The organism is Nocardia sp. 348MFTsu5.1 (assembly GCF_000383535.1).
GTDB lineage: Bacteria > Actinomycetota > Actinomycetes > Mycobacteriales > Mycobacteriaceae > Williamsia > Williamsia faeni.
Window position 1 is genome coordinate 56,152 of sequence record NZ_KB911526.1, and the last position, 13,357, is coordinate 69,508.

Consider the following 13,357-nt stretch of genomic DNA (forward strand, 5'->3'; position numbering starts at 1 on the left):
TCAGAAGTGGTAGACGTCAACGACGTGGTGGATGTAGTCGTTCTTCAGCACCACGGTCTTTCGGCGGATCAGCGGTTGTTCCCCGGTGAAATCGATGGTGTAGAACGATGTTCCGTAGTACGGGTCGACGGTCTTGTACCGGAAGTACATCGTGTGCCAGTTGAAACGAACGTCGACGAGATCACCGCGTCGCTCGATCACCTCGACATTGCTGATGTTGTGGCTCGTGCGGGGTTCGGGAAGGGATGTGGCAGAAGATCGTTCGGTGCGGATCCGGAAAACCCGGTCTTCGAGTCCGCCCTTGTTGCCGTAGTAGATCAGGGAGATGTCGCGCTGGGGATCTTCGACCAGTTTGTCGTTGTCGTCCCAGGACGGCATCCAGTAGACAACGTCATCGGCATAGCATTCGAGCCACTTCTCGAACTCGCGATCGTCGAGGTACCGCGCTTCGCGATAGAGAAACTGCTCGATCATGTTCTGCGTGATCAACGTACTGCCGGTCTCGGTGGTGGTCATGAGCGTGCTCCCGTCTCGATCTCGTCGTCCGACGCCACTGCAGCCCGCATGGTGTCGAGCCAATAGCCGTGCTGGACCGGGTAGAGGCCCTCGTCCTCGTTCTTCACACCGGACGAGATGACGTTGTCCATCCCCAAAGACGTGGCCACCTCATCGGGACCGTCCTTCCAGTGCTCGGCGCCGCGACTCATGTCGTTCCATGGTGCGGCCTGGGCCCGGAATGTCAGCTGGCAGGACCGGAACTCTTCCAGGTCGTCGGGGGTCGCCATCCCGGACGCGTTGAAGAAGTCCTCGTATTGCCGGATCCGGTGTGCGCGAGCCTCATTGCTTTCACCCCTGGGTGCGATGCAGTAGATGGTCACTTCCGTCTTGTCCGGTGCGATCGGACGGAAGTGGCGGATCTGCGTGGAGAATTGGTCCATCAGGTACACGTTCGGGTAGAGGCAGAGGTTGCGTGAACCCTTGACCATGAACTCTCCCTTGGCATCTCCGAATTCTTCCTTGAGCGTGTCGAGTTTGTCCCAGAGCGGTCGGTCCTGCGGATTCCCGGCCCAGGTCCAGAGGCACAGGTGACCGTTCGGATATGACCAGTAGCCGCCACCGGTCTTGCCCCAACTGCCGGCGTCGAGTGCTTTGGTGTCGTTCTTCGACTCGCCGGTGCTGCGACGGGATGTGGTCGCCGCGTAATTCCAGTGGGTTGCGGTGACGTGATAGCCGTCGGCCCCGTTCTCGGCCTGCACCTTCCAATTGCCGTCGTAGGTGTACGTCGAGGAACCCCTCAGGACCTCCAGGCCCTCGGGGGACTGATCGACGAGCATGTCGATGACGGTGGTGGTGTCGCCCAGGTGCTCGCGTAGCGGCAGCACGTCGTCGTTCAGGCTGCCGAACAAGAACCCCCGGTAGCTGTCGAACCGGGCCACCTTGGTCATGTTGTGAGAACCATTGACGTTGAACGACTCCGGATAGCCGGCGCCGTCGGGATCCTTCACCTTGAGCAGGGTTCCGTCGTTGCGGAACGTCCACCCGTGGAACGGGCAGGTCAGCGTTGTCCGGTTGTCGGTCTTGCGCCGGCAGATCATGGCGCCGCGATGTGCGCAGGCATTCACCAGAAGGTGCAACTCACCCTGCTTGTCCCGCGTGATGACCACGGGCTGGCGGCCGATGTTGGTCGTGAAGTAGTCGCCGGGGTTCGGCAGCTGGCTCTCGTGGGCCAGATAGATCCAGTTGCCCTCGAAGATGTGTTTCATCTCGAGTTCGAAGATGTCCTCGTCGGTGAAGATCCGGCGATTGGTCCGGTAGATCCCGGCCTCACGGTCGTCGATGACCGCGTCGGCAAGGACCTCTGCCACGTGGTTGCGATCGCCGGTTGTCGGTGCGCTCATCAGTACCTCCAGATGTGAGTTGCTTGCACTACCGTCACATCCAGTGGCCTGAATCACACTAGGCAAATACCTAGTGCTGACCTAGGGGGCTGGGTCCAATGCAACCATTCTGTGAATCGACTGGCACCGCGCGATGGCGCTGAATCCCGACAACAGAAAGTCTGTCCACCAATGCAACTGAAAGACAACACATTCCTCGTCACCGGCGGAGCATCGGGACTCGGTGCCGCGACTGCTGCGGCCATCGTCGCCGGTGGCGGCCGGGTGGTGATCACCGACCTTCCGGCCTCGGATGGTGAGACGACCGCGAAGAACCTCGGTGATGCGGCACTGTTCGTTCCCAGCGACATCACCGACGAGGCGTCGCTCACCGAAGCGCTCGACGCTGCCGAGTCCCACGGACCCCTGCGTGGTGTCGTACATTGCGCAGGCCGGGGCGGCGACCGGATGCGGATTCTCGACCGCGACAAGAATCCTGCCCCGCTGCAGAGTTTTCGAGATGTCCTCGAGGTGAACCTCATCGGCACGTACAACGTTCTGCGACTGGCGGCATCTCGCATCGCGCGCAACGAACCGATCGACAGCGAGCGCGGCGCTATAGTGCTGACCGCCTCGGTCGCGGCCTTCGACGGTCAGATCGGGCAGACGTCGTACACCGCCTCCAAGGCGGCCGTTCACGGCATGACCCTCGTGGCCGCGCGGGACCTCGCGAGCGTGGGTATCCGGGTGAACACCATCGCGCCGGGCGTGTTCGACACGCCGATGCTGGCCCGTCTGCGCGACGACATCCGGGAGGGCCTCGCCGCCGATGTCCCGTTCCCCAAGCGGCTCGGCCGTCCCGACGATTACGCGGGGATGGCGCTCACGTTGCTACAGAACGGCTACGTCAACGGCGAGACCATTCGCGTCGACGGTTCGATCCGCATGGCCCCGCGCTGACCCACAACGAACGACCGGACGCGACGGTCCGGTCGTTCGGGGGTTGGGCTTGGCTGGTCAGTTGTTTTGTGACGAGCACTTGGGGTTCGTGCACGTCGGCTCGGACTTGGTCTTGTGGATATCGCCTCCAAATGTGCGGAACTCGTGGACCTCCACCTCCATGTGCTGACCGCAGACGGGGCAGTGGTGAACAACCTGCTTCAGATATGTCTTGGTAGCCATACCCCACGGTAGAACTGTGACGGCGGTCACGTCCAGTATTGCGCTGGCGTGGGGTTTTGAAACTTTCCGGAACATGATTCTCGATTTCGAGAAGGGGACTCTTTCGCGTGCTACGTTGAGTGATCCAACACACACCGAGGAGTCCGATGGCGACGTCGCATGCAGAACCCACCTACCGCGTGATCCAGTGGGCCACCGGAAAAGTCGGTCGTCAGGCGATTCGGTATTTCGTGGAAAATCCGGCTTTCGACCTGGTGGGCGTCCTGGTCACCAACCCTGCCAAGGTCGGGAAGGATGCCGGTGAGCTCGCGGACCTGCCGGACACCGGTGTGATCGCCACGGACGACATCGACGCCATCATCGCGCTGGACGCCGACTGCGTGCACTTCGCGCCCCGCGGAACGCTGCCGGACCTCGACACGGTCTGCCGGTTGCTGCGGTCGGGCAAGAACGTGGTCACCCCGATGGGCCCCTTCTTCCGGACAGAGCGCACGGGGGAGTACCTCGACACGATCGAGGCGGCGTGCCAGGCCGGCGGCACCTCATTTCATGGGTCCGGACTGCATCCGGGTTACGCCAGCGATCTCTTGCCGCTCACCCTGATTCGCCTGATGAGCCGGATCGAGCGGATCCACGTCTACGAGACCGTCAACTTCTTCGCCCATCCATCCAATTACATTCCCGCCCTGGGATTCGGGCGCGCACCCGACGATGTTCTCGCCAACCCGAGCCGATCGCCGGACACCCACCACATCTACGCGCAGTCGATGGAAATGATCGCGCAAACCCTTGGCGCCACGATCACCGACATCACCACCACGCTGGAATTGGCCACCGCCACCAAGGACATCCCTTATCCCGGTGGTGTCGTCGAGGCGGGAACCGTCGCCGGGCAGCACTACGAATGGACCGCGTGGGCTGACGGCGCGCCCTTGATCACCTTCCACGGCTTCTGGACGATGGGTGACGACATCGAGCCCCGATTCGATTGCGGCGACGACTCCAGCTACCGCGTGGTCATCGAGGGCGATCCGGGTCTGGACCTGAGCCTGTCTCGCGGTATCCGCAGCAACGACCAAGACGGCAACGGCGCATTGCCGTGGACGGGGTATATCGGCGCCAATGCCATCCCCGATGTCTGCGATGCGCCGCCGGGCGTGATCACACATCTCGAACTCGGCATCGTTCGTCCGCGCGGGCTGGTGCGGCCCGCTTCGGCACCGGCAGTCGTGCGCTGAGAGTTGTTTGTGACCGCGCCGACGCGGGTACCGAAAGACCATGGCACATGAACTCGACGGACTACGGATCGCGTTTCTGGTGGCACCCGAGGGCGCCGAACAGGTGGAGCTGACCGAACCCTGGGAAGCGGTCCACAATGCCGGTGGGACACCACGTCTGGTGTCGACGGACGCCGGTGAGATCCAGGCGTACAACCACCTCGACAAGGGCGACACCTTTCCGGTCGACGCCGTCGTTTCGGAGGTTCCGTCCGCCGAATTCGATGCATTGGTGCTGCCGGGCGGTGTCGCGAACCCTGACAACCTGCGGACCGACGGTGATGCGGTGAAGTTCATCGCGTCGTTCTTCACCGAGGGCAAGCCGGTGGCAGCGATCTGTCATGCGCCCTGGACGCTGGTGGAGGCCGGGGTTCTGAAAGGGCGCACCCTGACCTCGTATCCGAGCGTGCGTACCGACGTCAGCAATGCGGGTGGCCAATGGGTCGACCGTGAAGTGGTCGTCTGTACCTCCGGCCCCAACGTGCTGATCACCAGTCGCAATCCCCATGATCTCCCGGCCTTCAACGAGGCCATCGTGCGTGAGTTCGCCGCCGATAAATCCTGACCGGGGCCGAAGGTCTGCCCGATGCGCGACGGGTGTGTAAGGGTGGGCAGTCATGAAGACAGCCCGGCGCCTCGGTGCACTCCTGGCGCGATTCGGTCTCGCCCGTCCGTACTCGCTCGATGACACGTTCGCCGCGGGTACACCGGCCCGGATACGTGGTCGCAGGATCGTCATCACCGGCGCGTCATCGGGGGTCGGTGAGGCCGCGGCTCTGGCACTCGGCCGCGAGGGTGCCGAACTCATCCTCGTTGCGCGCGGTACCGAGGGGTTGACCGTCGTTCGCGATCGCATCGTCGCCGCGGGCGGTGTCGCGCACTGCCATCCCGCCGATCTCGCCGACGAAGACGATGTGCGGCGGCTCGTGGATGCGATCCTCGCCGACCACGGAACACCAGATGTGTTGATCAACAACGCCGGCCGGTCCATCCGGCGCACGGCGATGGACTCGGTGGACCGGCTGCACGATTACCGCCGCACCATGGCGGTGAACTACTTCGGTCCGGTGGGCCTGATGCTGGGATTCCTTCCCGGCATGAAATCTCGTGGCAGCGGGCACATCATCAACATCTCGACGTGGGGTGTGCCGGCCGGATCGATGCCGAAGTTCTCGGCGTACGCGGGATCAAAGGCCGCGCTGAGCATCGTCGGCCGCAGTATCGGAACAGAACTTTCCGGCGACGGGATCGCGGTCACCACGATCTACTTCCCGCTCATCCGCACACCGATGATCGCGCCGACCGCCGAGTACAACGGATTGCCCGCATTGACTGCGGACGACGCGGCATCGTGGATCACCCACACGGTCCGTCACCGGCCGGCGGAGGTGATGCCGCGGTATGCGCGGGTGCTGCAGCGGGTGTCGGCGATCCGCGCCGCGGGCACAGACCGGGTGCTGCGCCGGGGACTGACGTGACGGGCGCGATCTGATCGGCCGTTCCGACTGTCCCGAGCGGAGTTACCAAGGCATGCTTGACAGATGACCGCACACCCGATGTTCCCGTTGGGCATGACGTTGCTGCCCGGCGAGACGCTGAGTCTGCAGGTATTCGAACCCCGATACCGGCAGATGGTGGCCGACTGCACGGCCGTCGACGGAACGAACAGCTTTGGTGTGGTGTTGATCTCGCGTGGCAGTGAGGTCGGCGGTGGCGATGAACGCGTCGATGTCGGGACGCTGGCACACATCGAGACATCCACTGAGCGCCCCGATGGCCGCTACCACCTCTCGTGCGTGGGGACGGACCGCTTCAGGGTGCGGTCGTGGCTGCCCGACGACCCGTATCCGATGGCAGACATCACCCTGTGGCCGAGCACCGACCCCATTGCGTACCCCGCAGATCTGGCACCCATCCGGGAACGACTCACCGGCCTGTCGTCGGTGCTGTCCCGCGTGCGCGGAATTGTTGTCGAAGACCGGCTGATCGAGCCGTTGGAGAGCGACGGGCCCATCGATGCCAAGGTCTACGACACCGCGGTCCGGCTGGGTCTGGGGCCGGCGGACCGGTTGAAGATCCTGTCGGCGCCCGGCACCGTGGAGCGGATCATCGAGCTGTGTCAGGCCATCGACGACCTCATCGCGGTCATCGAATTCTCCGGTCTGCCAGCCGATTAGTCGGCGCAAAGCAGAACGAGGTCAAGGACGTGGCATTGGCAACGGCAGCGGTATTCGTGTGGATCGGCATGGTGCTGGCGATCTCGTTCATCGAGGCGCCCCTGAAGTTCCGGGCACCGGACGTCACGCTCCGCATCGGTCTGGGTATCGGGCGACTCGTGTTCCGGGCGTTGAACATTGCCGAAGTGGTGCTCGCCGTCGCGGTGATCGTGGGGCTCATCATCGGCTCGCCGACGTCGGCGATCGTGGCCACCGCTGCCGTTGCCATCGCCGCACTGGCCATCCAGATCGTCGGCGTCAGGCCCGCCCTGACCCGTCGCTCGGACCGCGTACTGGCCGGTGACGAGAGCGGGGCCGGTTCGCGGGTGCACCTGGTCTACATCGGCTTCGAGGTGGCCAAGTTCGCCGCACTGATCGCGTGCGGTGTGCTGCTGCTGAACTGAGTCAGGTCAGGTGGACGACGACGCGCCGGCCGCGATCAGGAGGATCACGAACAGGGCGATGCCGATGGCCCACAACACGACCCCCACCCATCCCAGGATGCGCCCGGCCTGAGCCATCCCGCGGCCGTCCTGGGTACCGCCCGACGCGTTGATCTCGTCGATGGCCTTGTTGCCGAAGATGATGGCCGGGATGACGGCGAGCCCGCAGATCACAAAAGTGGCGATGCCACAGACCAGCGCGATGATCGCGTTGGTGTTCGTCTGCTTGGCGGCGGGATAGCCATAGGCGCCGGCGGCCGGGTAACCGGGTTGCTGATATCCGTAGGCCGGGTCCTGGTAGCCCGGTTGCTGGTATCCGGACACCGGTTGCTGATAACCGGGCTGTGCGTACGGCTGCTGGTAGCCCGGTGCCTGATATCCGGGCTGTTGGTATTCGTCACCAGGTGTCGGGGTACTGCCTTGCGCGCCGGAGCTGTTGTCGCGCTTGCGCAGCGGATCGTTGTTCGGGTCGTACGGCGGGGGATAGGACATGACCACACCTTTCACGGACATCAAGCGGTTTCCGGCCGGGCCACCTGCGATGCGATGCAGTCTATCGCCGTTTCGGCGGTCAACCGGTTGTTGTCGTCTGTTCGCCCGGTGCCGGGATCTCGGTCAGTGCCGCAGGTACCGGGTCGGCGCCCGAGATCACCCGATAGGCACCGTCGCGCACGGCAAAGCCGTTGTCTGACCTGGTGTTCAGGCAATACACGCCGGTGGGGACGGCCAGGCACTGGAAATTTCCGATCGAGATCGCCGAGCCGGACAACAGCGGCTCGCTCCGGACCCAGACCCACGGCGTGTCGGTGCAGGTGCCCTGGGTGGATGTCTCGGTGAGGACCACGTAGCTGCCCTGCCACGTGCACCCCGCGGGCGTCGAGCCGGGTGCGGGCGCGGCGTCCTCGCCGGCCACATCACACGCGAGGGTGTCGGTGTCGCGATCCACGGTGGAACAGTGCACCTCGCCGTCGGCGGTGCTGAAGTGGAACTGGGATGTGTCCTCGACCGGCTTGCCCTCGGCGGGGGCCGCTTCGTGGTAGTCGGTGTTGTTGACCCGCGGTGCGATGCTGATCGCCTCTGCGATCGTCTGGGCGCCGGCCCGGGTCGCGGTGGTCGTGGTGCGGCTCGTGGTGGTTGTGGTCACCGACTGCTCGGTGGACAACTCGTCGGTCGGCGGAAGTTCCTTTGTGCTCGGCCCGTCCTCGGCAAAGCATCCCCCGAGCGCGACGATCGCCGCGGTGCACAGCAGCACCATCCCGACCACTGATTTCCCCATGTCAGTACCCTTACCTCTGTGTCGACACCCAAGATTGTGCTTTTTTACGTCTTCACGCCGATCGCCGACCCCGAGGCCATTCGGCTTTGGCAGCACACACTATGTGAAGCAGCCGGAGTGACGGGCCGGATCATCATCTCCGAGCATGGGATCAACAGCACGGTCGGCGGCGATATCCATGCCGTCAAGAAGTATGTACGGGGTACGCGGGCGTATGCGGCGTTCAAGAATGCCGATATCAAGTGGTCCGACGGGCTCGGCGACGACTTCCCTCGCCTGAGCGTGAAGGTCCGGCCCGAGATCGTTACTTTCGGCAGGCCCGGCGAACTGCAGGTCGACGAGTCCGGCGTTGTCGGCGGTGGCACTCACCTGAGCCCCGAGGCAGTGCACCAGCTCGTCGACGAGCGGGGCGACGACGTTGTCTTCTTCGACGGTCGCAACCACCTCGAAGCAGAGATCGGCCGGTTCCGCGATGCCGTGGTCCCGCCGACCGAGACCACGCGCGATTTCATCGACCTGATCGAACGCGGCGACTACGACCACCTCAAGGACAAGCCGGTTGTCACCTACTGCACCGGCGGCGTGCGCTGTGAAGTGCTGTCGGTCCTGATGCGCAACCGCGGCTTCAACGAGGTGTACCAACTCGACGGTGGCATCGTCCGATATGGCGAGAAGTACGGCGACGACGGTCTGTGGGACGGCTCGCTGTATGTGTTCGACAAGCGGATGAGCCTGGACTTCTCCGACCACACGAAGGTCATCGGGGCCTGCACCCGCTGTGGCGGCGAGACCAAGAACGTCGCGAACTATCCTGATCCCGGCGGCCGCGAATTGGTGGTGGTCTGCGAGCAGTGTCTGGCCCCCGCGGAGGTATGAGGAACGCGTGAGGCGGATACCGGTTCTGCTGGTCGCCGGATTTCTCGGTGCCGGCAAGACAACATTGCTCAACAACCTGCTGCGCACCCGGTCCGGATTGCGAATCGGCGTGGTGGTCAACGACTTCGGGTCGGTGAACATCGATGCGATGCTGGTGGCCGGACAGGTGGACGGCGCGGTCGCGTTGGGCAACGGCTGCATGTGCTGCACCGTCGACGACGACGGACTCGATGCCACATTCGAGGCGCTGGCGGCGCCGCGTGCGGGCCTCGACCTCATCGTCGTCGAGGCCAGTGGATTGGCGGAACCGCGCAATCTGATCCGAATGGTGGTGGGCAGCAACAATTCACGGGTCGAATACGGCGGATTGGTGTACCTGGTGGACGCCGCGCATCACGCCGATACCCGCGCGCAGCACTCTCGGCTCGATCAGCACCTGGCGCTCGCCGACCTGATCGTGCTGAACAAGGTCGATCTCGCTGACGCCGACGTGCTCGACGCCGCACGGAAGGTGGCTCGCGGCAACAATCCGACGGCCCCGATCATCGAAACCCGGGACTCTGTGGTCGATCTGGGGTTGCTGACCGACCTGACGCCTCGCACCGAACCCGACGACGGTCCGCGTCAGCTGGGTCTGGACGAACTGTTGCTCGAGTCACTTGCGGAAGACGGAGCCGACGACCACTGCGGGCACCTGCACCACGACTATCAGGCGGTCACCTTCACCGAGTCCGGTCCGATTGAGCCGCGGTCACTGGCGGCGTTCCTCGAGCAGCCACCGACGGGCGTCTTCCGCATCAAGGGTTTTGTGCATTTCGATGTCGCAGGTCATCGAAGCAAGTACCTCGTCCACACTGTCGGCAACTACGTCAGCGTGCACGCGCAGCGGTGGGAACCGGGGGAGCCGCGGCGCACCGAGCTCGTGACCATCGGCGCGGGAATCGATGAGGCGCAAGTGCTTTCGGTACTCGCCGGATGCCGGGCGGACAGTGACGCCGATGAGCAGTCGATGCTGAGCATCACCCGCTACCAGCGCTAGGGCCGCGGCTCAGGCACCAGCACGATCCGGCCGAACACCTCGCCGGAATCCATCCGCCGATGTGCATCGGCGGCGAAACCCAAGGGCAGGACGTCGTGGACCACGGCATGGAGATCGCCGCGAACGGCCGCGTCGAACATTTCCGCGCGAACCCGGGTGAGCTCGTCTCGTGGCACCGTGTCGAGACTCAGGGTGCCGAATGAGATCGACTTCCGGAACGCGCCGAGGATCGCAGTTCCGAAGTCCGCCGGCGGATAACCGCCGACAACACCCACGGCGATCATCCTGCCGTTCGGGGCGAGTCGTCCGATGAAAGACGGCAACGCCGGCCCGCCGACGATGTCGAGGATCACGTCGAATTCGGTGGGCGCGGCAGCATCGCCGTTGCCGGCTCGATCCAGCACATGGGTGGCCCCGAACAAGCGGAGCCGATCTCCGCGGTCGGTGGACGACGCGGTGACCGCCACCGCGGCAGCCCCGGCCCGGGCCGCGAGTTCCACGGCCGCGATGCCGATGCTGCCCGCCGCCCCGCGCACCAGCACGGTCTCGCCGGTGACGAGCTGTGCGCGCCGGAGACCGAAATGCGCAACGGGCCCGGCACTTCCGAGGGTGACGGCGTCCACCGAGGAGAGGTCGGACGGCAGCGGCACGATGTCGTCCACAGCGGCCACTGCCTGCTCGACGTATCCGCCGGTGGTGCCCGTGAACGCCCAGACACGCCGGCCGATCCACGACGAGTCGACACCGTCGCCGACTGCGGTCACGGTGCCCGCGATCTCACTGCCGGGGATCATGCCTGCGTCGAAGCCGGATCCACCGAGCATGCCTCGCCGGATCACGACGTCGACACCGCCTACCCCGATCGCGTCGGTGCGGATCACCACCTCACCGGGGGCCGGGGAGGGTTCAGGCAGATCGACGATCTCCATACCGTCCGGGTCGCCGAAAGTTCGAATGGTCACTGCGCGCATGGGGTGTGCTCCTAAACCGATACCGCGAAAGTTGTTGGGGGAGGCCCTCCCTGGATCGAAGTTAGTGGACGCCGGCGTCCACATCGCTAAAGTGAGAGAGATGGACGAGACATTGCCTCAGGTGCTTCGCGCAGATGCGCAAGAGAACCGGGACCGCGTGCTCGCCGCAGCGCGCGAGTTGTTCGCCCGTGATGGACTCGATGTCACGATGCGTCAGATCGCGCGGTACGCCGAGGTCGGTCCGGCGACGCTCTACCGGCGATTTTCGACCAAGCACGCGCTCGTGGTCGAGGCCTTCATGGACGAGCTCGGTGCTTGCCGCGGCATCGTTCGCGACGCTGTGGATGATCCCGATCCGTGGCGGGCATTTTGCACCGTGATCGAGCGCCTCGCTGTCCTCAACGCTCAGAACCAGGGGTTCACGGATGCGTTCATGTCGGCCCAGCCGGGGGCGATCGACTTCGCGGCGCATCGCAGCCAGATGTTGCAGGAACTGTCCGGTATCGCCCGTCGGGCCAAGGATGCCGGCGCGCTTCGCGCCGATTTTGTCGTCGACGATTTTGTCCTCGTCCTGCTCGCCGGTCGTGGACTGGCAACAGCAAAGATAAACGGCCGAACCGCGGCCGCCCGCCGGTTCGCAGCCCTCGCGATCGACGGATTCCGAGCCACGGACTCGAACAGCCCGCTGTCTGCGCCCGCGCAGGGTACCGGGCGATAACGGTGCCGTCATCGGCTGTGACCGAACGATTTAGCATCGCCTCGGTCACGACCTGACAACGGTTTTCGAGGTGCTGGATACCGATTTCCCAAAAGTCTCAAGGACTGCTTCACTGTTACGGAAGTGAATTTTGTGACTGATGGTGCGTCTGTGGCGTCTGAGTCGAGTCCTGGCCGGCCACAGCATCCACCGAACGGTCCCAAGGCCGCGCCGGCCGATTCCGGCGCACGCGAAAGGAACACCGTGACCAAGAAGAACATGCGCGTCGCCGGGCTCACCACCTTGGCGCTCGCCGCTTCACTGATCGCGATGCCCATGACGGCGTCAGCCGAACCCGCTCCGGCGCAGGGCAATGCGCTCGCCGGAAAAACGATCTTCATCGACCCCGGACATCAGGGTTCGTCAGCGGGGCACGACCTGAACAAGCCCGTGCCCGACGGCCGAGGCGGCACCAAGGCGTGCCAGACCACAGGCGCCACCAGCCCGAGCGGGGTGGCCGAACACAAGGTCAACTGGGACATCACCCAGCTGGTGAAGGCCGGTCTGGAAAGCCAGGGCGCCAAGGTGGTGCTCAGCCGCCAGGACGACTCCGGGTGGGGCGGATGCATCGACGAGCGGATCAACGCCGCCAACGCCTCGAACGCCGATATCGCGGTCAACGTCCACGCCGATTCGACCTCGCTGGGAACAGATGAGAGCAAGAGCGGTTTCCACATCATCGTTCCTCAGCTCCCGGTTCCCGATGCCACCGTGCAGCAGGTGCAGTCCGGACCCGGCCGCACCGCCGCCGGCCTGATGCGTGACGCATTCAAGGACGCGGGGCTGGTACCCGCGAACTACGCCGGAGCGCAGGACGGTCTGCAGACCAGGACGGATATCGCCGCGGCCAACCTCACCAAGGTGCCCAACGTGTTCGTCGAGTTGGGCAACTTGTCCAACCCCACCGACGCCGCGGCCCTCACCGGTGCCGATGGTCAGCTCAAGTACGCCGTCGGTCTGGTCGACGGCATGCTCCGGTTCCTCTTGACCGGGGCGCCGGCCCAACCGAAGGCCACACCGCAGGCGGCGGCACCGCAATCGACAACTGCAGCTCCGGCACCCACGACGCCGGCACCGGGCGCATCGACGGCCAAGACTTCGGCACCGAGCACACCGGCACCGGCCACCTCGACTGCCAAGACCACCACGCCCGCCAAACCGGTTGATCCGGGCCTGGGTCTGCCGAGCCTGCCACTCGGTAAGGAGAAGGGAACGCCGGCCCCGTCGACGGTGCCTGAATCCGGCACTGCGACTGAGGGAATCGATCTGTCCGGTCTGCAGTCGCTGCTGCCGCTCGTCAGCTCACTGATCGAGGCGGACGATTCGGACGCGATCACGGGACTGTTGGAAACGCAGGGCAACGACGCGGCGTCGCAGATCCTGGATTCGATGCTCTCGGTGCTCTACGAGATCTTTGGCGGCAAACTACCTGTCTGAGTACGA

At 64.6% G+C, this 13,357-nt stretch carries 15 protein-coding genes; 10 read left to right on the forward strand and 5 right to left on the reverse strand.

Annotated features, from left to right (window positions below):
* Both benB and benA read right to left on the reverse strand, forming a co-directional pair.
* A complete protein-coding gene (gene benB, locus H290_RS0124900; protein ID WP_020109571.1) occupies positions 1–516 on the reverse strand; it encodes a benzoate 1,2-dioxygenase small subunit in 516 nt (171 codons plus the stop codon).
* Positions 513–1,898: a benzoate 1,2-dioxygenase large subunit gene (gene benA / locus H290_RS0124905; protein ID WP_020109572.1), complete on the reverse strand. Its 1,386-nt coding sequence runs from the start codon at positions 1,896–1,898 to the stop codon at positions 513–515. Before benA ends, benB begins: the two co-directional genes overlap by 4 nt.
* A gap of 171 nt (positions 1,899–2,069) precedes the next feature.
* On the opposite strand from benA, the gene H290_RS0124910 reads away from it, so the two are divergent.
* From H290_RS0124910 to H290_RS0124940, 6 genes are all read left to right on the forward strand, one after another.
* A complete protein-coding gene (locus H290_RS0124910; protein ID WP_020109573.1) occupies positions 2,070–2,837 on the forward strand; it encodes an SDR family oxidoreductase in 768 nt (255 codons plus the stop codon).
* Positions 2,838–3,205: 368 nt separating this feature from the next.
* Positions 3,206–4,297 (forward strand): hypothetical protein, encoded by a 1,092-nt coding sequence (locus tag H290_RS0124920; RefSeq protein ID WP_020109575.1) that lies wholly within the window; start codon positions 3,206–3,208, stop codon positions 4,295–4,297.
* Positions 4,298–4,337: 40 nt separating this feature from the next.
* On the forward strand, positions 4,338–4,901 hold the full coding sequence (locus H290_RS0124925) for a type 1 glutamine amidotransferase domain-containing protein (protein ID WP_020109576.1): 564 nt from the start codon (positions 4,338–4,340) through the stop codon (positions 4,899–4,901).
* A 52-nt stretch (positions 4,902–4,953) separates the two neighbouring features.
* Positions 4,954–5,814, forward strand: a complete 861-nt coding sequence (locus H290_RS0124930) for an SDR family NAD(P)-dependent oxidoreductase (protein WP_020109577.1) — start codon at positions 4,954–4,956, stop codon at positions 5,812–5,814.
* A gap of 63 nt (positions 5,815–5,877) precedes the next feature.
* A complete protein-coding gene (locus H290_RS0124935) occupies positions 5,878–6,513 on the forward strand; it encodes an LON peptidase substrate-binding domain-containing protein (RefSeq protein ID WP_020109578.1) in 636 nt (211 codons plus the stop codon).
* 68 nt (positions 6,514–6,581) lie between these two features.
* Positions 6,582–6,956, forward strand: coding sequence for a hypothetical protein (locus H290_RS0124940; protein ID WP_051122199.1), 375 nt, complete (start codon positions 6,582–6,584; stop codon positions 6,954–6,956).
* A gap of 6 nt (positions 6,957–6,962) precedes the next feature.
* On the opposite strand, the gene H290_RS29675 is transcribed toward H290_RS0124940, so the two are convergent.
* Positions 6,963–7,487: a DUF4190 domain-containing protein gene (locus H290_RS29675; protein WP_196809626.1), complete on the reverse strand. Its 525-nt coding sequence runs from the start codon at positions 7,485–7,487 to the stop codon at positions 6,963–6,965.
* 79 nt (positions 7,488–7,566) lie between these two features.
* Positions 7,567–8,271 carry a hypothetical protein gene (locus H290_RS29680; protein WP_155977028.1) on the reverse strand — a complete coding sequence of 235 codons (705 nt, stop codon included), beginning with the start codon at positions 8,269–8,271 and terminating at the stop codon, positions 7,567–7,569.
* An 18-nt stretch (positions 8,272–8,289) separates the two neighbouring features.
* Between H290_RS29680 and H290_RS0124955 the strand changes: the two genes are divergently transcribed.
* Together H290_RS0124955 and H290_RS0124960 are read left to right on the forward strand one after the other, a co-directional pair.
* Positions 8,290–9,147 (forward strand): rhodanese-related sulfurtransferase, encoded by an 858-nt coding sequence (locus H290_RS0124955; protein ID WP_020109582.1) that lies wholly within the window; start codon positions 8,290–8,292, stop codon positions 9,145–9,147.
* A 7-nt stretch (positions 9,148–9,154) separates the two neighbouring features.
* Positions 9,155–10,186: a GTP-binding protein gene (locus H290_RS0124960; RefSeq protein WP_020109583.1), complete on the forward strand. Its 1,032-nt coding sequence runs from the start codon at positions 9,155–9,157 to the stop codon at positions 10,184–10,186.
* Here the strand turns inward: H290_RS0124960 and H290_RS0124965 are convergent.
* Entirely contained in the window at positions 10,183–11,157 is a 975-nt protein-coding gene (locus tag H290_RS0124965) for a zinc-binding dehydrogenase (protein WP_020109584.1), read from the reverse strand. The genes H290_RS0124960 and H290_RS0124965 overlap by 4 nt on opposite strands.
* Positions 11,158–11,257: 100 nt before the next feature.
* Here H290_RS0124965 and H290_RS29685 point away from each other — a divergent pair, with 100 nt between their 5' ends.
* Together H290_RS29685 and H290_RS0124975 are read left to right on the forward strand one after the other, a co-directional pair.
* On the forward strand, positions 11,258–11,875 hold the full coding sequence (locus H290_RS29685) for a TetR/AcrR family transcriptional regulator (RefSeq protein WP_020109585.1): 618 nt from the start codon (positions 11,258–11,260) through the stop codon (positions 11,873–11,875).
* Positions 11,876–12,025: 150 nt separating this feature from the next.
* Positions 12,026–13,351 carry an N-acetylmuramoyl-L-alanine amidase gene (locus tag H290_RS0124975; protein WP_020109586.1) on the forward strand — a complete coding sequence of 442 codons (1,326 nt, stop codon included), beginning with the start codon at positions 12,026–12,028 and terminating at the stop codon, positions 13,349–13,351.
* The last annotated feature ends 6 nt before the right edge of the window (positions 13,352–13,357 follow it).

Coding starts and splice junctions, on each gene's coding strand:
- H290_RS0124920 (WP_020109575.1), top strand. CDS start 3,206: ATGGCGACGTCGCATGCAGAACCCACCTACCGCGTGATCCAGTGGGCC.
- benB (WP_020109571.1), bottom strand. CDS start 516: ATGACCACCACCGAGACCGGCAGTACGTTGATCACGCAGAACATGATC.
- benA (WP_020109572.1), bottom strand. CDS start 1,898: ATGAGCGCACCGACAACCGGCGATCGCAACCACGTGGCAGAGGTCCTT.
- H290_RS0124930 (WP_020109577.1), top strand. CDS start 4,954: ATGAAGACAGCCCGGCGCCTCGGTGCACTCCTGGCGCGATTCGGTCTC.
- H290_RS29680 (WP_155977028.1), bottom strand. CDS start 8,271: ATGGGGAAATCAGTGGTCGGGATGGTGCTGCTGTGCACCGCGGCGATC.
- H290_RS0124940 (WP_051122199.1), top strand. CDS start 6,582: ATGGTGCTGGCGATCTCGTTCATCGAGGCGCCCCTGAAGTTCCGGGCA.
- H290_RS0124935 (WP_020109578.1), top strand. CDS start 5,878: ATGACCGCACACCCGATGTTCCCGTTGGGCATGACGTTGCTGCCCGGC.
- H290_RS0124925 (WP_020109576.1), top strand. CDS start 4,338: ATGGCACATGAACTCGACGGACTACGGATCGCGTTTCTGGTGGCACCC.
- H290_RS29675 (WP_196809626.1), bottom strand. CDS start 7,487: ATGTCCTATCCCCCGCCGTACGACCCGAACAACGATCCGCTGCGCAAG.
- H290_RS0124965 (WP_020109584.1), bottom strand. CDS start 11,157: ATGCGCGCAGTGACCATTCGAACTTTCGGCGACCCGGACGGTATGGAG.
- H290_RS0124910 (WP_020109573.1), top strand. CDS start 2,070: ATGCAACTGAAAGACAACACATTCCTCGTCACCGGCGGAGCATCGGGA.
- H290_RS29685 (WP_020109585.1), top strand. CDS start 11,258: ATGGACGAGACATTGCCTCAGGTGCTTCGCGCAGATGCGCAAGAGAAC.